The sequence below is a fragment of the Hydrogenophaga sp. SNF1 genome (genome assembly GCF_034421675.1).
Lineage (GTDB): Bacteria > Pseudomonadota > Gammaproteobacteria > Burkholderiales > Burkholderiaceae_C > Hydrogenophaga > Hydrogenophaga borbori.
The window spans coordinates 1023731-1040442 of sequence record NZ_CP139793.1 but is presented as its reverse complement, the minus strand read 5'-3'; the positions used below and the strand labels follow the sequence as shown (position 1 = coordinate 1040442).

At 71.9% G+C, this 16712-nt stretch carries 16 protein-coding genes; 7 read left to right on the top strand and 9 right to left on the bottom strand.

The genetic code is table 11. The features are described from left to right. Positions 1-114: 114 nt before the first annotated feature. Positions 115-561, top strand: coding sequence for a MarR family winged helix-turn-helix transcriptional regulator (locus tag SOM08_RS05060; RefSeq protein ID WP_116958268.1), 447 nt, complete (start codon positions 115-117; stop codon positions 559-561). A 34-nt stretch (positions 562-595) separates the two neighbouring features. On the opposite strand, the gene SOM08_RS05055 is transcribed toward SOM08_RS05060, so the two are convergent. From SOM08_RS05055 to SOM08_RS05040, 4 genes are all read right to left on the bottom strand, one after another. Further along, positions 596-2581, bottom strand: a complete 1986-nt coding sequence (locus SOM08_RS05055; protein WP_322470157.1) for a methyl-accepting chemotaxis protein — start codon at positions 2579-2581, stop codon at positions 596-598. Positions 2582-2675: 94 nt separating this feature from the next. After that, entirely contained in the window at positions 2676-4022 is a 1347-nt protein-coding gene (gene serS / locus SOM08_RS05050; RefSeq protein ID WP_322470156.1) for a serine--tRNA ligase, read from the bottom strand. 23 nt (positions 4023-4045) lie between these two features. Beyond that, positions 4046-4999, bottom strand: coding sequence for a 4-hydroxy-3-methylbut-2-enyl diphosphate reductase (ispH, locus tag SOM08_RS05045; RefSeq protein WP_181936441.1), 954 nt, complete (start codon positions 4997-4999; stop codon positions 4046-4048). Next, complete coding sequence (locus SOM08_RS05040) at positions 4999-5445, bottom strand: FKBP-type peptidyl-prolyl cis-trans isomerase (protein WP_116958272.1); 447 nt, start codon at positions 5443-5445, stop codon at positions 4999-5001. Before SOM08_RS05040 ends, ispH begins: the two co-directional genes overlap by 1 nt. Before the next feature lie 79 nt (positions 5446-5524). Here SOM08_RS05040 and radC point away from each other — a divergent pair, with 79 nt between their 5' ends. From radC to SOM08_RS05025, 3 genes are all read left to right on the top strand, one after another. Further along, positions 5525-6217 (top strand): RadC family protein, encoded by a 693-nt coding sequence (gene radC / locus SOM08_RS05035; RefSeq protein ID WP_116958273.1) that lies wholly within the window; start codon positions 5525-5527, stop codon positions 6215-6217. A 34-nt stretch (positions 6218-6251) separates the two neighbouring features. Then, positions 6252-6896 carry a Smr/MutS family protein gene (locus tag SOM08_RS05030; RefSeq protein ID WP_116958274.1) on the top strand — a complete coding sequence of 215 codons (645 nt, stop codon included), beginning with the start codon at positions 6252-6254 and terminating at the stop codon, positions 6894-6896. Between the two features lie 85 nt (positions 6897-6981). Next, positions 6982-7776, top strand: coding sequence for a DUF3047 domain-containing protein (locus SOM08_RS05025; protein WP_322470155.1), 795 nt, complete (start codon positions 6982-6984; stop codon positions 7774-7776). A gap of 8 nt (positions 7777-7784) precedes the next feature. On the opposite strand, the gene SOM08_RS05020 is transcribed toward SOM08_RS05025, so the two are convergent. From SOM08_RS05020 to ffh, 5 genes are all read right to left on the bottom strand, one after another. Continuing rightward, positions 7785-8204, bottom strand: coding sequence for a group II truncated hemoglobin (locus SOM08_RS05020; protein WP_322470154.1), 420 nt, complete (start codon positions 8202-8204; stop codon positions 7785-7787). 4 nt (positions 8205-8208) lie between these two features. After that, a complete protein-coding gene (locus tag SOM08_RS05015) occupies positions 8209-10737 on the bottom strand; it encodes an ABC transporter permease (RefSeq protein WP_116958277.1) in 2529 nt (842 codons plus the stop codon). A 147-nt stretch (positions 10738-10884) separates the two neighbouring features. Then, positions 10885-11517, bottom strand: a complete 633-nt coding sequence (upp, locus tag SOM08_RS05010; protein WP_116958278.1) for a uracil phosphoribosyltransferase — start codon at positions 11515-11517, stop codon at positions 10885-10887. Positions 11518-11625: 108 nt separating this feature from the next. Then, the gene (locus tag SOM08_RS05005) at positions 11626-12249 is read right to left on the bottom strand and encodes a hypothetical protein (RefSeq protein ID WP_116958279.1); all 624 of its coding nucleotides are present in this window, start codon (positions 12247-12249) and stop codon (positions 11626-11628) included. 43 nt (positions 12250-12292) lie between these two features. Then, on the bottom strand, positions 12293-13663 hold the full coding sequence (ffh, locus tag SOM08_RS05000; protein ID WP_116958280.1) for a signal recognition particle protein: 1371 nt from the start codon (positions 13661-13663) through the stop codon (positions 12293-12295). A 148-nt stretch (positions 13664-13811) separates the two neighbouring features. On the opposite strand from ffh, the gene SOM08_RS04995 reads away from it, so the two are divergent. The 3 genes from SOM08_RS04995 to SOM08_RS04985 are packed head-to-tail and all read left to right on the top strand — an operon-like array spanning position 13812 to position 16698. Beyond that, positions 13812-14612, top strand: coding sequence for a cytochrome C assembly family protein (locus SOM08_RS04995; RefSeq protein WP_116958281.1), 801 nt, complete (start codon positions 13812-13814; stop codon positions 14610-14612). A 10-nt stretch (positions 14613-14622) separates the two neighbouring features. Continuing rightward, the gene (locus SOM08_RS04990) at positions 14623-14874 is read left to right on the top strand and encodes a PP0621 family protein (RefSeq protein ID WP_116958282.1); all 252 of its coding nucleotides are present in this window, start codon (positions 14623-14625) and stop codon (positions 14872-14874) included. Positions 14875-14883: 9 nt separating this feature from the next. Continuing rightward, positions 14884-16698, top strand: coding sequence for a sensor histidine kinase (locus tag SOM08_RS04985; RefSeq protein ID WP_116958283.1), 1815 nt, complete (start codon positions 14884-14886; stop codon positions 16696-16698). Positions 16699-16712: the final 14 nt, after the last annotated feature.

Below are 16712 nucleotides of genomic sequence, written 5' to 3'. Positions count from 1 at the left end.
TCTCCTGTCTCTTGGTGGTCCGTGACGGGAGCCGAATGGTAGACGTCTAATAGTTCGATGTCAAACTAATAGACATCAAATCATCAGGGGGTGCGTGCTATCCTGCCGCCCCGCATGGCCGCTCCCCCCGACACCCCCTCGCCCGCCCTGGGCAACCTCGACGCCTACCTGGGCTACCACCTGCGCCGGGCGCACAACCGCTCGCTCAAGCGCATCGACCAGGCGCTGGCCAAGCTGCAGCTCACCACCGCCATGTACGGCGTGCTGGAGCTGCTGAGCTGCAATGCGGAGCTGTCGCAGGGGCGGCTGGCCAAGGCGGTGGGGCTGACCAACCCGTCCATGGTGCCGCTGGTGGACAAGCTGGCCGAGCGCGGCCTGGTGGAGCGCTGCCGCCACGAGCACGACCGCCGCAGCGTGCACCTCAAGCTCACGCCCGAAGGGCGGCGCTTCTGGACGCGCGCCGCGCGCGTGGTGCGCGAGCACGAGAACCACCTGCGCAGCGGCCTGTCGGACAGCGACGTGGCAGAGCTGATCCGCCTGCTGGGCAAGGTCGGGGAGTAAGAAGCCGCGGGCGCGCGCCGGCGCCCGGGCGGGCTCAGGCCCCGCCGGCCCCCAGGCGGAACACCGACACGGTCGACACCAGTTCGTCCGCCTGCTGGCGCAGGCTGTTGGCGGCCGCGGCCATCTGTTCCACCAGCGCGGCGTTCTGCTGCGTGGTCTGGTCCAGCTGCACCACCGCCTCGCCCACCTGGCCCACGCCAGCGCTCTGTTCGCCGCTGGCGGTGCTGATGTCGGACATGAGCCGCGACACCTTCTGGATGGAAGCGATCACCTCGCGCATGGTCTGGCCGGCCTCGTTCACCAGCACGGTGCCCTGGTCCACGCTGTCCACGCTGCTGCCGATCAGGGCCTTGATTTCGTGCGCGGCCTGGGCCGAGCGCGTGGCCAGGTGGCGCACCTCGCTGGCCACCACGGCGAAGCCGCGGCCCTGCTCGCCCGCGCGCGCCGCTTCCACGGCCGCGTTGAGCGCCAGGATGTTGGTCTGGAAGGCGATGCCGTCGATGACGCCGATGATGTCGGCGATCTTGCGCGAGCCGGCGTTGATGTCGCCCATGGTGTCCACCACCCGCTGCACGGCCGCGCCACCCTGCTCGGCCAACTCGCTGGCCGAGCGCGCGAGCTGGTCGGCCTCGCGCGCGTGCCCCGCGTTCTGACCGACCGCCGTGCCCAGCTGCTCCATGGAGGCGGCCGTCTCTTCCAGCGCGCTGGCCTGACCTTCCGTGCGGCCGGAGAGATCCTGATTGCCCTGCGAAATCTCCGAGCTGGCCGTGGCCACCGCCTCGGCACCCTGGCGCACGCGCGCCACCACGCCCGCGAGGTCGCGCTGCATGCGCGCCAGCTGGGCCATCAGGCTGTGCTGATCGCCCGGGCGCACGGGCACGGGCTGGCCCAGGTCGCCGCGCGCCACGCGCTCGCTGACCGCCACGGCCTCGGCCGGCTCACCGCCGAGCGGGCGCAGCACCAGCCGCTGCAGGGCCCAGAGCAGGCCCAGCGAGACCAGCGCGACCGAGACGGCGCCCAACGTCCAGGCGGTGACGCGCAAGGCGTTCACCTCGGCCAGGATGCGGTCCTGCGGCACCGTGGCGGCAAAGGCCCAGAGCGAGCGGTCCTTGCCCACCGGCACCGGCACGTAGATGCGCGTGACCTCGGTGTCCAGGCGCGGGTCTTCGTGGCTGACCCGCACCACCCGGCCGTCGCGCAGGGACGCGTTCAGCGGCTCGCGCTCGTCGGCCGCCGTCAGCTCGCGCCCCACGTTGTCGGGATCCCGGTCGCCCACGGTCAGGCCGCCCGCGGAGAACAGGCTGGCGTAGCCGGTGTCGTAGACGCGAATCGCGCCCACCTTGTCCTGCAGGCTGGAGAGCGCCACATCGATGCCCGCCACGCCGACCAGACGACCGCCCATCACGATGGGCACGGACGTGGTGGTGATCAGCACCTCCTTGCCCGCCACGGTGTACTTGTACGGCTCGATCAGCGTCTCCTGGCCGCTGCGCTTGGGCAACTGGTAGTAGTCGCCGGCGCCGGGCTTGTCGTAGTCCACCAGGACCTCCACCGACGCCACGCCGTTGCCGCGGTTCCAGTACGGGATGTAGCGACCCGAGGCGTCGTGCCCGGGCTTGCCCGCGAACTCCGCGTCGCGGCCATCGAAGGCGTCGGGCTCCCACGCGGTCCAGACGCCCAGGAACTGCGGCGATCCCTCCAGCACGCTCTTGAGCAAGGCGTCGGCCTGCGCGCGGTCGGCGCGACCGCTGGCCTTCAAGCCGGCCAGCGACTGCGCCAGGGTGCGCGCGGCCGTCATGGTGGCGTTGAGCTCGGCGCCGATCTGCGCCGCGTTGCGCGTCGCCAGTTCCTCGGCGAACATGAGCGCCGTCTTCTCCTGCAGCTGGCCCGCCTGGCGCGTCAGCGATACCACCGTGGCGGCGAAACCGGCCAGCACGACGCCCACCACCATCAGCAGCAGCTTGGTGCGCAGGCTCAGGGAGGCGAGCCAGGGGCCCGGGGAAGGGGACTGGGAAGACAACACGCGCGATTCCTTTCGTCGGCCGACATGACCGCCAGGGAATCTCCCACGTCTGCCGCCCCGTGAAGCCGGGAACAGCGCGGCGAAGCGGCGCCTATTCCGCCGCCAGCCGCTCCAGCCCGCCGAGGTAGGGCCGCAGCGCGGCCGGCACGCTGATGCTGCCGTCGGCGTTCTGGTGGTTCTCCAGCACCGCCACCAGCGCGCGGCCCACCGCCAGGCCAGAGCCGTTGAGCGTGTGCACCAGTTCGTTCTTGCCCTGCGCGTTCTTGAAGCGCGCCTGCATGCGCCGCGCCTGGAAGGCCTCGCAGTTGGAGCAGCTCGAGATCTCGCGGTAGGTGTCCTGCGCCGGCACCCAGACCTCCAGGTCGTAGGTCTTGGCCGCAGCGAAGCCCATGTCGCCCGTGCACAGCGCGACCACGCGGTAGGGCAGTTCCAGCTTCTGCAGGATGGCCTCGGCGTGGCCCACCATCTGCTCCAGCGCCTCGTAGCTCTGGTCGGGGTGGGTGATCTGCACCATCTCGACCTTGTCGAACTGGTGCTGGCGGATCATGCCGCGCGTGTCGCGGCCCGCGCTGCCGGCCTCCGAGCGGAAGCAGGGGCTGTGCGCGGTCAGCTTGATGGGCAGCTCCGACTCGGCCAGCACGCGCTCGCGCACGGTGTTGGTGAGAGAAATTTCCGAGGTGGAGATGAGGTACTGCTCGGTGGCGGCGTCGTCGCCACCGCCCGCGCCGGCATCACCGGGGCCCTTCCCCCGGTAGACCCAGAACATGTCTTCCTTGAATTTGGGCAACTGGCCCGTGCCCTCCAGCGCCTCGCGGTTGACGATGTAGGGCGTGTAGCACTCGGTGTAGCCGTGCTCCAGGGTCTGCACGTCCAGCATGAACTGGGCGAGCGCGCGGTGCAGCCGCGCGATCGGGCCACGCAGGAAGCTGAAGCGCGAGCCCGAGAGCAGGGCACCGGTCTCGAAGTCCAGCCCCAGCGGTGCGCCCAGGTCGACGTGGTCGCGCACCGGGAAGTCGAACGCGCGCGGCCCCTTGCCGCCAGGGCTCCAGCGACGCACCTCCACGTTGCCCGACTCGTCGCCGCCCACCGGCACGCTCTCGTGCGGCAGGTTGGGCACGGCCATCAGCAGGGCCTGCAACTCGGCCTGGATCAGGTCCAGCCGGGCGGCACCGGCCTCCAGCTCGGCCTTGATGGCGCCGACCTGGGCCATGGCCGCATCGGCCTCGGCGTGCTGGCCCTTGCCCTTGAGCATGCCGATCTGCTTGGACACGCTGTTGCGCTGGGCCTGCAACTCCTCGGTGCGGGTCTGCAGGGTCTTGCGCTCGCCTTCGAGGGCCTGGTAGGCCGCGACGTCGAGATAAGGCTGGGGCTGCTTGCGCGTCTCGAGCCGGGCCACGGTGGCGGGCAGGTCCTTGCGCAGTTGAACGATGTCGAGCATGGAAAAAAGGGGGGTGGAAGGAATCAGGGGGCGCTGGTGTCGCCGAGCTTGAGGCCCTTGGGCAGCGGGAACTTGACGGTCTCCGACAGGCCGTCCATGGAGCGCACGGAAATGGCACCGAAGGCCTTGATGCGGTCGATCACCTGGCGCACCAGGATCTCGGGCGCCGAGGCGCCGGCCGTGAGGCCCACGCGCGCTCGGCCCTCGAACCATTCGGGGCGCAACTCGTCGGCGCTGTCCACCATGTGGGCCGGCGTGCCGCGCTTGAGCGAGACCTCGCGCAGGCGGTTGCTGTTGGAGCTGGTGGGGCTGCCCACCACGATGACCACGTCGACCTGGGCGCTCAGCAGCTTCACCGCGTCCTGCCGGTTCTGCGTGGCGTAGCAGATGTCCTGCTGCTTGGGCTCGCGCACCTGGGGGAAGCGCGCCTTCACGGCGGCCAGGATCTCGGCCGCGTCGTCCACCGACAGCGTGGTCTGCGTCACCACCGCGAGCTTGTCGCCGCGCCCCGGGTTGACGCGCGCCACGTCGGCCACGTCTTCCACCAGATGGATGCCGCTGTCGAGCTGGCCCATGGTGCCTTCCACCTCGGGGTGGCCCTTGTGGCCGATCATGATGAACTCGTAGCCCTCGCGGTGCAGCTTGGCCACTTCCACGTGCACCTTGGTCACCAGCGGGCAGGTGGCATCGAACACCTGAAAGCCGCGCTGCGCGGCCTCGTTCTGCACCGCCTTGCTCACGCCGTGGGCCGAAAACACCAGGGTGGCGCCAGGGGGCACGTCGGCCAGGTCCTCGATGAAGATCGCGCCCTTGGACTTGAGGTCGTTGACGACGTAGGTGTTGTGCACGATCTCGTGGCGCACGTAGATGGGCGCGCCGAACTTGGTCAGCGCGCGCTCGACGATCTCGATCGCGCGGTCGACCCCGGCGCAAAAACCCCGCGGCTCGGCAAGGACGATGTCTTCAAGACGCGCCATCACAGCACCCCGATCAGTTGCACCTCGAAGCGCACGGGCTGGCCGGCGAGCGGGTGGTTGAAATCGAACAGCACCGCGCCGTCCTCGCGCACCTCGCGCACGGCCCCGGCGTAGGTGCCGGTGCCGTCGGGCGTGGGGAACTGCACCACATCGCCGACGGCGTAGCGCTCCAGCGGGTCGCCCAGCTGGTCGAGCAGCTTGCGCGCCACCCACTGCTGCATCTCGGGCTGGCGCTCGCCAAAGGCCTCGCCGGGCGCCAGTTCGATGACGGTGCGCGTGCCCTCTTCCAGGCCGATGAGGCGCTGTTCGATGGCCGGCGACAGCTCGCCCTGGCCCAGGCTGAGCGTGGCGGGCTGGCCGTTGAAGGTATCGATGATGACCTGACCGCCCGCATCGCTCATGCGGTAGTGCAGGGTCAGGAAGGAGCCGGGCTGGACGTGGGACATGGCGGGGGTGGCGATGCACCCGGGGGGATGGGGTGAAACGCGTATTGTAAAAAGCGCCGGCCACCCAGGGAGCCAAGGCATGCAAGTCCATCCGGGGGTCGGGCTCAAGGGCCTGCCCAGCGACGCGCGACCGCGCGAGAAACTGCTCGCGCGCGGCGCGAACGCCCTCAGCGACACCGAACTGCTGGCCGTGCTGCTGCGCACCGGCCTGGCCGGCAAGCACGTGCTGCAGCTCGCCCAGGAGCTGCTGGACACCTGCGGCGGCATCGCGGGCCTGGTGGCCACCGACGCCGCGGCACTCGGCCGCGTCAAGGGCCTGGGGCCGTCCAAGCGCGCGCTCATCGCCGCCGTGATGGAGATCGCCCGCCGCGCCCTGGCCCAGCCGCTGAAGACCCGCGAGCTGCTCAACGACCCGGCGGCGGCCGGCGATTTCCTGCGCCTGCAGCTCGGCGACCGCCCGCACGAGGTCTTCGCCGTGCTGCTGCTCGACAGCCAGCACCGCCTGATCGCCTTCGAGGAGCTGTTTCGCGGCACGCTCAACCAGGCCAGCGTGTTCCCGCGCGAGGTGGTGCTGCGCGCCCTGCACCACCAGGCCGCCGCCGTGGTGCTGGCCCACAACCACCCCAGCGGCGTGGCCGAGCCCTCGGCGGCCGACGTGGCGCTCACCCGCAGCCTGTGCGACGCGCTGGCCCTGGTGGGCGTGCGGGTGCTCGACCACATCGTGGTCACGCGCGAGCGCGTCGCCTCCCTGGCCCAGCTCGGGCTTCTCTGAGCCCCGCGCCACGCGCCCGCGGCCCGGCCCGACAATGCGGGCCATGAAGGTGAACGCCCTCAGCGAGCTCCAGTCCATCCGCCACGCGCTGGCCGAGCGCCGCGCGCGCGAGGCCGCCGAGCGCGAAGCCGAGCGCCTGGCCGCCGCACGGCGCGAGCGCGAGCGCCGCCTGTTCGAACTCGCCGTGGGCCCCGTGGAGCGCCTGCCCGCGCACGGCCGGGCCGAGCCCGCCCGCCGCCCGCCCGAGCCCCGGCCCCTGCAGCGCGAGCGCGACGAAGCCGCCGTGATGCGCGAGGCCCTGTCCGACGAGTTCGACGTCGAGACCCTGCTGCACACCGACGAGCTGCTGAGCTACCGCCGCCCCGGCCTGGGGTTGGACGTGGCGCGCAAGCTGCGCGAGGGCCGCTGGGCGATCCAGCGCGAGATCGACCTGCACGGCCTGCGCACAGACGAGGCGCGCGAAGCCCTGGGCCGCTTCGTGCGCGAGAGCCACCAGCAGGGCCTGCGCTGCGTGCGCGTGGTGCACGGCAAGGGCCTGGGCTCGCCGGGCCGCGCGCCGGTGCTCAAGGGCCGGGTGCTGCGCTGGCTGGTCCAGAAGAAGGAAGTGCTGGCCTTCGTGCAGGCCCGCCCGGCCGACGGCGGCGCGGGTGCCCTGGTGGTGCTGCTGCGCCCGGCGTGACGCCCTGCACGCCCGCCGGCCCGCGTGGCGCCGTCGGCCGGCCCGGGCCGGGCCGCTGTCACCGGCGCAAGGCATGATCCGCGCCATGCCGGCCTCCGCCCACCCCATGCGCCCCGATCGCCGCCACTGGCTGCTGGCCACCGGCGCCGCCCTCGCGGGCTGCGCCGCGCCAGGGCCCTCGCCCGGACCCGACGACGGGAGCGTCGACGGATCGGCCTGGGCCCGCGCCTGTGCGGTCGACGGCCTGGCGCCCGCCGGCCCCTGGACACACCGCCGCTACGGCAACCGCCGCCCCACCGACTACCGCGCCACCGAGCACGGCGGCCGCCCGGCCCTGCACGCGCGCAGCGCCGCGGGCAACAGCCTCATGCGCCTGCCCCTGAAGGCGGCGGACTTGCCACCGGGCGCGCGGCTGCGGTTCTCCTGGTGGGCCGACGCGCTGCTGGAGCAGGCCGACATGAAAGACCCGCAGGCCGACGACGCCGTCGCCCGCGTGATGCTCAGCTTCGACGGCGACCGCCAGACCTGGAGCCGGCGCGACCACATGCTTTCGGAGCTGGCGCAGCTGATGACCGGCGAGCCCCTGCCCTACGCCACGCTCATGTATGTGTGGGACAACCGCTACCCCGTGGGCACCGTGATCGAGAACCCGCACACGCGGCGCATCCGCAAGCTGGTGGTGCAGCAAGGGCCGCGGCAGCTGGGCCGCTGGGTGGAACACGAGCGCGACGTGCGGGCCGACTACCTGGCGGCCTTCGAACGCCCACCGGGCCCGCTCACGGCCCTGGGCCTGATGACCGACGCCAACAACCTGGCCACCACGGCCGAGGCCTGGTACGGCCCGCTGGTGCTGCGCGAATCCGCGCTCATCACGCGCTGAGGCCGGTCTCAGCCCGGGCTGTTGCGCATCCAGTCGGCGGTCTGGAAGAAGCTGCGCTTCAGGCGCTCGCGCAGCTCGGGGTCGACCCCGGTCTCGCCCATGGCCTGGTCCATGCAGGCCAGCCACTGGTCGCGCTCCAGGATGCCGATGGCGAACGGCAGGTGGCGCATGCGCAGGCGCGGGTGGCCAAAGCGCGAGACGTAGTGGTCCGGCCCGCCGAGCCAGCCGCACAGGAACCAGAACAGCTTGTCGCGCGCGCTGTCCAGCGCGCTGCCGTGCGCGGCGCGCAGCGCGCGGTAGCCGGGCTCCAGGTCCATCAGGTCGTAGAAGCGGTCGACCAGGGCGCGCACGCGCGCCTCGCCGCCGATCCACTCAAACGGCGTGGCGAACGTCGCCGGCTCTTCGGGTGGCAGGAGTGGATCGCTCATGTCTTCAGGTCGCCGCGCGGCGCAAGGTTTCAACCACCGGCGTGCGCAGGATCGCGCGCAGCCCCCACCAGCCCGCCGCCAGCGCCAGCACCGCGCCGGCGAGCGCGCCGCCCAGCGGCACCCAGGGCGAGGCCGTCCAGGTGAACTCGAAGGCGTAGCGCGCGAGCGCCCAGCCCACGGCCACCGCCACCACCGAGGCCAGGAACCCGGCCAGCAGGCCCACGCCCAGCAGCTCGATGCGCTGCACCTGGCGCAGCAGGCCCGAGCCCGCGCCCACCGCGCGCAGGATGGCGAACTCGCGTTCGCGCTCGCCGCGCGTGGCCGTGACGGCCGCCAGCAGCACCACCAGCCCGGCCGCGAGCGTGAAGGCGAAAAGGAACTCGATGGCCGCGATCACCTGGCCCAGCACGCGCTGCACCTGGGCAATGGTCTGGCTCATGTCGACGTTGGTGATGTTGGGAAATTCGCGCACCAGGGCGTTGTCGAAGCCGCGCGTCTCGGGCGCGCGGAAGGCGCTGATGTAGGTGACCGGCACGTCGTTCATCTCGGCCACCGGAAAGAGCACGAAGAAGTTCACCCGCATGGAGCCCCAGTCCACGTGGCGCAGGCTGGTGATGCGGCGCTGCACCAGTTGGCCGGCGATGTCGAAACCCAGGGTATCGCCCAGCTTCAGGCCCAGCTCGTCCGCCAGGCCCTCCTCCACGCTCAGGCCGTCGGCCTCTTCGGGCGTCCAGCGGCCGGCCACGATGGGGTTGTTCTCGGGCCGCTCGGCGGTGTGCGAGAGGTTGAACTCGCGTTCGACCAGGCGCTGCGCGCGCTCGGCCTCGAAGTCCTCCGGCTGCACGGCCTTGCCGTTGATGTTGACCAGGCGGCCCCGGATCATGGGGAACCAGTCGTATTGGCTCACGCCCGCGCCGCGCAGCGCCTGCTGGAAGGCCTGGGCCTGCTCGGGCTGCACGTTGATGACGAAGCGGTTCGGCGCGTCGGGCGGCGTGGCTTGACGCCAGCTGTCGATGAGGTCGGTGCGCAGCAGCACCAGCAGCACCAGCGACAGCAGGCCCACGGCCAGCGCGCTGATCTGCACCACCGCGTAGACCGGGCGCGCCGAGAGTTGGCGCGTGGCCATCACCAGGGCCCGTGGCGCCGTGGCCTCGTTCACGCTGGCCCGCAGCACGCGCACCGCGAGGAAGCTGGCGGCCGCGAACAGCAGCACGGCGGCCGCGAAGCCGCCCACCGCGATACCGCCGAGCAGCAGGTCGCGGCTGGCCGCCAGCAGCAGGGCCGCGAAGCCGAGCACGCCCAGGCCCAGCACGCCCAGCGTGGCCGGCTTGAGTTGGCCCACGTCGCGGCGGATCACGCGCAGCGGCGGCACCTTGGCCAGCTGCAGCACCGGCGGCAGGCCGAAGGCCAGCAGCAGCGTCAGGCCCATGCCCAGGCCCAGCAGCACCGGCACCGGGCCGGGCGGTGGCAGGCTGGATTCCACCAGGCCCGCCAGCAGCCACACGAAGACGTGGTGCACGGCCCAGCCCAGCAGCACGCCCAGCGCACTGGCCAGCAGGCCGACGGCGGCGAACTCCACCGTGTAGGCGCGCGCCATGTTGCCCTGCGACAGGCCCAGCACGCGCAGCATGGCGCAGTCGTCCAGGTGGCGCTGGGCGAAGCCGCGCGCGGCGATGGCCACGGCCACGGCGCACAGCAGCGCGGCCAGCAAGGCCACGAGGTTGAGGAATTTCTCGGCGCGGCCCAGGGTGCGCTGCATCTCGGGCCGGCCCCCCTCCAGCGACTCCAGCCGCACGCCGCGCACGCCCGGGCGTTCGATCGCCTCCTTCGCCCAGCGGCTGAACGCGGCCACGGCGGCGTCGGGCCCGGCCACGGCGAGCCGGTAGCTCACACGGCTGGCGGGCTGCACCAGTCCGGTGGCGGGCAGGTCGTCGTTGCGGATCATCACGCGCGGCGCGAAGCTCATGAAGCCACCGCCCCGGTCGGGTTCCACCGTGAGCACCCGCTCGATGGTGAAGCGCGCATCGCCCAACAGCAGCGGCTGGCCCACGCGCAGGTCGAGCTGCACCAGCAGCGCCGCGTCCACCCAGGCGGTGCCGCGCGCGGGAATGCCGGGGGCGACCGTGTCCGGCGCGTCCGGCGATTCGGACACGCGCACCGTGCCACGCAGCGGGTAGCCCTCGCCCACCGACTTGAGCGCCACCAGGCGGGCGGCGCCGCCCTGCTCGTCGGGCGCGCGGCCCATGGTGGGAAAGCCCAGGCTCAGCGTGTGGCGCAGGCCCAGGGCCTCGGCGCGCGCCGCGAAGGCCGGATCGGCCGGCTGGTCGGACACCACCACGGCGTCGCCACCGATGAGGGCGCGCGCGTCGCGCGCCAGGCCGCCCTGCAGGCGGTCGGCGAAGAAGCCCACGGCGGTGAGCGCGGCCACCGCCAGCGTCACGGCGACCACGAGCAGGCGAAGTTCGCCCGCGCGCCAGTCGCGCAGCAGCGAGGTCCAGCCGATGCGCCAGAACGAGGGGGCTTGAGGATGCATGGTCGCGACCCTATCGCAAACCGAATAACAAAGCTGTCATCCGGACACCGGCAGGCCAGCCCCGAAACCGGGGATGCCACGGATCCGGCTCCGCCGGTCCGTCGGCATCGCCCCCTCGGGGGGAGGCGCGCAGCGCCGCAGGGGGGCCTACTTCGTGCCGAAGATGCGGTCGCCAGCGTCGCCCAGGCCCGGCACGATGTAGCCATGGTCGTTCAGGCCGCGATCGATCGCGGGCGTGTAGACCGGCACGTCGGGGTGGGCGTCGTGGAAGGTCTGGAGGCCTTCGGGACAGGTGACCAGGCAGACGAAGCGGATGGAGCGCGGGTGCGTCTTCTTGAGCCGGTCCACCGCGGCCACGGCCGAGTTGCCCGTGGCCAGCATGGGGTCGAGCACGATCACGTCGCGCTCGTGCATGTCCTGCGGCATCTTGAAGTAGTACTCCACGGCCTGCAGCGTGGCCGGGTCGCGGTAGAGGCCGATGTGGCCCACGCGCGCGCCCGGGATCACCTGCAGCATGCCGTCTAGGAAGCCGTTGCCCGCGCGCAGGATGGAGGCCAGCACGATCTTCTTGCCGTCGATCACGCGCGACTTCATGGGCTCCAGCGGGGTTTCGATGTCGATTTCCTGCATGGGCATGTCGCGCGTGAGCTCGTAGGCCAGCAGCGCGCTGAGCTCGTGCACGAGCTCACGAAAGCTCTTGGTGCTGGTGTCCTTGCGGCGCATCAGCGTGAGCTTGTGCTGCACCAGCGGGTGGGTGATGACGTGGACGTCGCGTGGCATGGCAGGGTCGGTCGGCGTGAAAGAGGCGGATCGCCGGGGGGTATCGGCGCGGCCGTCGAGTGTAGGGCCTGGCCAGCGCCGCGCCCAGGCGCCAGCGGCCCGGCGGGGCTACCGGTCCGCGCCGGGCGGGCGCAGGTAGCGCGCGTCCGACCAGGTGGCCAGCCACTGCGGCACGAAGGCCGCGAACACCGCGCACACCATGCCGGTCAGGAAGGCATCGCCCCAGGCCATGAGCCAGACGGCCACCAGCGACCCGTCGTGGCCCAGGGGTTGAAACCAGCGCATCAGGGCGCCGGCGACGAACACCGACACCGCCGTGCCCAGGAAGCCACGCCCGAGCGTGTAGACGAACGGGTTCGCCGGCAGCCAGCGGCGCAGGGCCGCGCCCAGCACCAGCGCCAGGGTGGCGGGCACCACCCCCAGCCACCAGAGCTGGATCAGCGCCAGCTGCGGCCCTTCGGTGCCCAGCCCCCACACCAGCAGCGCCACCACGGCCAGCAGCGGCACCGCGAGCGGCCAGCCCAGCACCAGCACGAGCAGGCTGGCCCCGGACAACTGCACCCGTAGGCCCGCGGGCATGAACTGCGGCGTGAGCCAGAGCAGCGGCAGCAGGACCAGCGCCGCCAGCGCCGGGGTGAGCAAGGGGCCCTTCAGCAGCCGCCAGGGGCGCAGCCAGAGCGCACACAGCAGCGCCAGCACCGTGCCGATGGTCTCGATGCGAAGTCCCTCCATGGAACCCCGTGCGCCGACAGGCCAGGCCGGGTGGCGGCGCCACTCAGCCCATGCCGGGCAGCTTGGGCATGCCTTTCATGCCGCCCATGCGCTTCATCATCTTCATGAGGCCGCCGCCCTTCATCTTCTTCATCATGCCCTGCATCTGCTCGAACTCCTTGAGCAGGCGGTTGACCTCCTGCACATGCACGCCCGCCCCGGCGGCGATGCGGCGCTTGCGCGTGGCCTTGATGATCTCGGGCTTGCGGCGCTCGGCGGGGGTCATGCTGCAGATGATCCCCTCCTTGCGGCGGATGTCCTTCTCGGCGCGCGAGAGGTCGGCGGTGCCGGCCTTGGCCGCCATCTGCGCGGGCAGCTTGTCGATCAGGTTGGACAGGCCGCCCATCTGCTTCATCTGGCGCAGCTGGCCCAGGAAGTCGTCGAGGTCGAAGCCCTCGCCGCTCTTGACCTTGGCCGCCAGCTTCTGGGCCGAGGCCATGTCCACGCCGGCCGTGACCTGCTCGACCAGGGCCAGGATGTCGCCCATGCCCAGCACGCGCTGCGCGTGGCGGTCGGCGTCGAACACCTCCAGGCCGTCGATCTTTTCCGACACGCCCGCGAACTTGATCGGCGCGCCCGTGATGGCGCGCACCGACAGGGCCGCGCCGCCGCGCGAGTCGCCGTCAAGCTTGGTGAGCACGATGCCGGTGAGCGGCAGGGCTTCCTTGAAGGCCTTGGCGGTGTTGACCGCGTCCTGGCCCTGCATGGCATCCACCACGAACAGGGTCTCCACCGGGTTCAGCACCGCGTGCAGCTCGCGGATCTCGCGCATCAGCGCCTCGTCGATGGCCAGCCGGCCGGCCGTGTCGACCAGCAGCACGTCGAAGTGGTGGCGCCGCGCGTGGTCGAGCGCGGCGCGCGCGATGTCGGCGGGTTTCTGGTCGGGCGTGCTCGGGAACCACTCGGCGCCGGCCTGGGCCGTCACGGTCTTGAGCTGCTCGATGGCGGCCGGCCGGTAGACGTCGCCCGACACGGTGAGCACCTTCTTTTTGCGCTTCTCGATCAGGTGACGCGCCAGCTTGGCCGTGGTGGTGGTCTTGCCCGCGCCCTGCAGGCCGGCCATCAGAATGACGGCGGGCGGCTGCGCGGCCAGGTTGATGTCGGCCACGCCCTCGCCCATGGTGGCGGCCAGCTCGCGGTTGACGATGCCCACCAGGGCCTGGCCGGGGGTGAGCGAACCCACCACGTCCTGGCCGAGCGCCTTGTCCTTCACGCGCGCGATGAAGTCGCGCACCACCGGCAGGGCCACGTCGGCCTCGAGCAGGGCCATGCGCACCTCGCGCAGCATGTCGCTCACGTTGCTCTCGGTGATGCGGGCCTGGCCACGCATTTCCTTGACGATGCGTGACAGGCGGTCGGACAGGGCTGAGGCCATGGCTGCGGTGGGAGGGTGTGGAGGGCGCCGACGGAGCGCCACGGTGGACCCGTCGAACGGGTGGCCGGGCAAGGGAGGGGCCCGGGTGGCGCCGTTAAGATGTGCAGTTGATTTTAGCCTTCGGCACCCCCCGTGTTGGCCCGTGGCCATGAACCTGTTCCCCCAACTGGCTTCCAACCTGCCGGCCGCCGTGCTGTCCACGCTGGCCGCGCTGGCGTACGCGCTGGTGGCCTGGGCGCACCCCCGGCTGGGCAGCCTGCAGGCGCGCGCCCTGCTCGCCATCACCTGGGGCCTGCACCTGCTCGCGCTGCTGGCCGGCCTGCTCAGCGAGCCGGTGCGCTTCGGCTTCGCGCCCGCGCTGTCGGTCACGCTGTGGCTGGTGCTCACCGTCTACCTGGTCGAAAGCCGCCTGTACCCGCAACTGCGGGCGCGCTGGGCGCTGGCGCTGATGGGGGCGGCGGTCATGCTGCTGGTGATGATCTTCCCCGGCGCCGAGCACCCCACCCTGCCCTCCGTGTGGATGCCGCTGCACTGGGCTCTGGGCATCGCGGCTTACGGGCTCATCGCCGCCGCCGTGGTGCACGCCTGGCTGATGCAGCGCGCCGAGCGCGCCATGCGCAGCGGCGTCACCAGCGACACCACCATGCCGCTGCTCACGCTGGAGCGCCTCACCTTCCGCTTCGTGGCCGCCGGCTTCCTGCTGCTCAGCCTCACGCTGCTGGCCGGCTGGCACTTCTCCGAACTCCTCAACCAGCGCATGGTGTGGAACCACAAGACCGTGTTTTCCCTGCTCGCCTGGGCCACCATGGGTGTGCTGCTGTGGGGCCGCTGGCGGCTGGGCTGGCGCGGCCGCACCGCCGTGCGCACCCTCTACGTGGGCGCGGGCTTCCTGCTGCTGGCCTACGTGGGCTCGCGCTTCGTGCTCGAGGTGCTGCTGCTTCGCCCATGAGGCCCCACCGATGAAATACCTGCTCGTGCTCGCCGTCGTCGTCGTGGCGTTCCACGTCTGGCGCAACAACCGCCGCGCCGAGCGCCAGGAGCGCGAGGCCGCCGCGCCGCCGCGCCCCGCGCGCGCAACGGGCCAGCCGATCGCCATGGTGGCCTGCCGCGCCTGCGGCACCCACCTGCCGCAGAACGAGGCCGTCACCGGCCGCCAGGGCAGCTACTGCAGCGCCGAGCACCGGCAGCGCATCGAGGGCCCGCCGGCCTGAGGACCCCGCATGCCACGCGACGACAGTTCCACTTTCGCCCCGTCCTGGTACTCGGCCCACGAAAGCCCGGCCCTGCAGCGCGCCCGGGCCTTCGAGCGCCTGTGGCGCGCCTTCATGCGGGCGCGCGTGTTCGTGGCGCTGGTCCTGCTCGCCCTGCAGCTGTTCCTGCTGCTGACCGCCGACGGCAACGCCACGGTCTGGCCGACGGCCCTGACCTCCACGTACCTGCTGGTCACCGTGGCCGTGATGCTGATGTGGACGCCGGCCGAACACGGCCGCGCGCCCACGGTGCAGTGGCTCATCACCGTCGGGGTGGACGTGGCGGTGGTGGCCGCGCTGCAGTACTTCCAGTCCGGCAGCAGCATCAACTTCACCCCGCTGTTCGCGCTGCCCGTGCTCACGGCGGCCATCCTGGGCCCCATGGTGCTGGGGCTGGGCACGGCGGCCGGCGCCACCCTGCTGCTGCTGGCCGACGCCTGGCTGCACGGGACCGGCCTGGGCCAGCTCGACACCGCGCGCTTCCTGCAGGCCGGGCTGGCGGGCACCGGCTTCTTCCTGGTGGCCGTGCTGGCCCACCAGCTGGCCAGCCGCCTGGCGCGCGAAGAAGCGGTTTCGGCCAGCAGCCAGGCCGCCGCGCGTGCGCAGGCCGCTGTCAACGAGGTGGTCATCGAAAGCCTGGGCGTGGGCGTGCTGGTGGTGGACGCGCACGGCGTGGTGCGCAACGCCAATCCCGCCGCGCGCGGCATGCTCATGGGCGACAACTACCCCGAGGGCGCGCGGCTGCTGCTGTCGGCGCGGCCAAGCTGGTCGCACCTGGCGGCCCTGGTGGAGGAGAGCTTCGCCGTCGACGCCGCGCTGGAGACCGAGACCACCATCGAACACGGCGAGCGCCCCAGCCAGCGCCTGCACGCGCGCACCAAGCTCACGCCCGCCGTGGGCGAGCGCGGTTCGCTGTGCGTGCTGTTCCTGGAAGACCTGCGCGAGGTCGAGGCGCGCGTGCGCACCGAAAAGCTCGCCTCCATGGGCCGCATGTCCGCCGCCGTGGCGCACGAGATCCGCAACCCGCTGTCGGCCATTACCCAGGCCAACGCCCTGCTCGACGAAGAGGTGCGCGACCCCGCGCACAAGCGCCTCACGACGATGATCGAGCAGAACGCGCAGCGGCTTTCGCGCATCGTCGACGACATCCTCAACGTCGCGCGCCCCCAGCCCAGCCGCACCGACGGCCACGTACCGCCCCTGCCGCTCGATTCGATGGTGCGCCAGGTGACCGCCGAGTGGATGCGCCAGAACAGCGTGACGCAGACCCTGGGTGTGCACCTGCACGCCTCGCAGGGGCTGGTGTCCTTCGACCCCGAGCACCTGCGCCGCCTGCTCGTGAACCTGCTCGACAATGCGCGGCGCCATGCCAGCGGCAAGCCGGCCTCCATCCGGATCATCACCCAGCCCAGCGGCGGCGAGCACCTGCGCCTGTCCATCTGGAGCGATGGCGGCCCGCTGGAGGCCACGGTGCTCAAACACCTGTTCGAGCCCTTCTTCTCGTCCGAGAGCCGCTCCAGCGGTCTGGGCCTGTACATCTGCCGCGAGCTCTGCGAACGCTACGGCGCCCAGATCGCCTACCAGCGCGCCCGCCTCGACCAGCGCGAGGGCAATGAGTTCTATGTGCTCATGCCGGCGGTGCGCGGCGCGGCCCTGGTTGCGCCGCCCGCGCGCGACGGCGGGCACCAGCAGAGCCTGTCCTATCCCTCGCAAGCCGCTCAGGACCATGAGCACACCATCGTCGATCCGCTGCGCTCGGGCCACCCGCCCCTGGCCGCCAGCTGATCCCGCCGCCGCGC

What these genes read in the sequence shown, in the direction of transcription:
- SOM08_RS05060 (WP_116958268.1), top strand. Translation starts at nt 115, where the DNA reads ATGGCCGCTCCCCCCGACACCCCCTCGCCCGCCCTGGGCAACCTCGAC.
- serS (WP_322470156.1), bottom strand. Translation starts at nt 4,022, where the DNA reads ATGCTCGACATCGTTCAACTGCGCAAGGACCTGCCCGCCACCGTGGCC.
- ispH (WP_181936441.1), bottom strand. Translation starts at nt 4,999, where the DNA reads ATGGCGCGTCTTGAAGACATCGTCCTTGCCGAGCCGCGGGGTTTTTGC.
- SOM08_RS05040 (WP_116958272.1), bottom strand. Translation starts at nt 5,445, where the DNA reads ATGTCCCACGTCCAGCCCGGCTCCTTCCTGACCCTGCACTACCGCATG.
- radC (WP_116958273.1), top strand. Translation starts at nt 5,525, where the DNA reads ATGCAAGTCCATCCGGGGGTCGGGCTCAAGGGCCTGCCCAGCGACGCG.
- SOM08_RS05030 (WP_116958274.1), top strand. Translation starts at nt 6,252, where the DNA reads ATGCGGGCCATGAAGGTGAACGCCCTCAGCGAGCTCCAGTCCATCCGC.
- SOM08_RS05025 (WP_322470155.1), top strand. Translation starts at nt 6,982, where the DNA reads ATGCCGGCCTCCGCCCACCCCATGCGCCCCGATCGCCGCCACTGGCTG.
- SOM08_RS05020 (WP_322470154.1), bottom strand. Translation starts at nt 8,204, where the DNA reads ATGAGCGATCCACTCCTGCCACCCGAAGAGCCGGCGACGTTCGCCACG.
- SOM08_RS05015 (WP_116958277.1), bottom strand. Translation starts at nt 10,737, where the DNA reads ATGCATCCTCAAGCCCCCTCGTTCTGGCGCATCGGCTGGACCTCGCTG.
- upp (WP_116958278.1), bottom strand. Translation starts at nt 11,517, where the DNA reads ATGCCACGCGACGTCCACGTCATCACCCACCCGCTGGTGCAGCACAAG.
- SOM08_RS05005 (WP_116958279.1), bottom strand. Translation starts at nt 12,249, where the DNA reads ATGGAGGGACTTCGCATCGAGACCATCGGCACGGTGCTGGCGCTGCTG.
- ffh (WP_116958280.1), bottom strand. Translation starts at nt 13,663, where the DNA reads ATGGCCTCAGCCCTGTCCGACCGCCTGTCACGCATCGTCAAGGAAATG.
- SOM08_RS04995 (WP_116958281.1), top strand. Translation starts at nt 13,812, where the DNA reads ATGAACCTGTTCCCCCAACTGGCTTCCAACCTGCCGGCCGCCGTGCTG.
- SOM08_RS04990 (WP_116958282.1), top strand. Translation starts at nt 14,623, where the DNA reads ATGAAATACCTGCTCGTGCTCGCCGTCGTCGTCGTGGCGTTCCACGTC.
- SOM08_RS04985 (WP_116958283.1), top strand. Translation starts at nt 14,884, where the DNA reads ATGCCACGCGACGACAGTTCCACTTTCGCCCCGTCCTGGTACTCGGCC.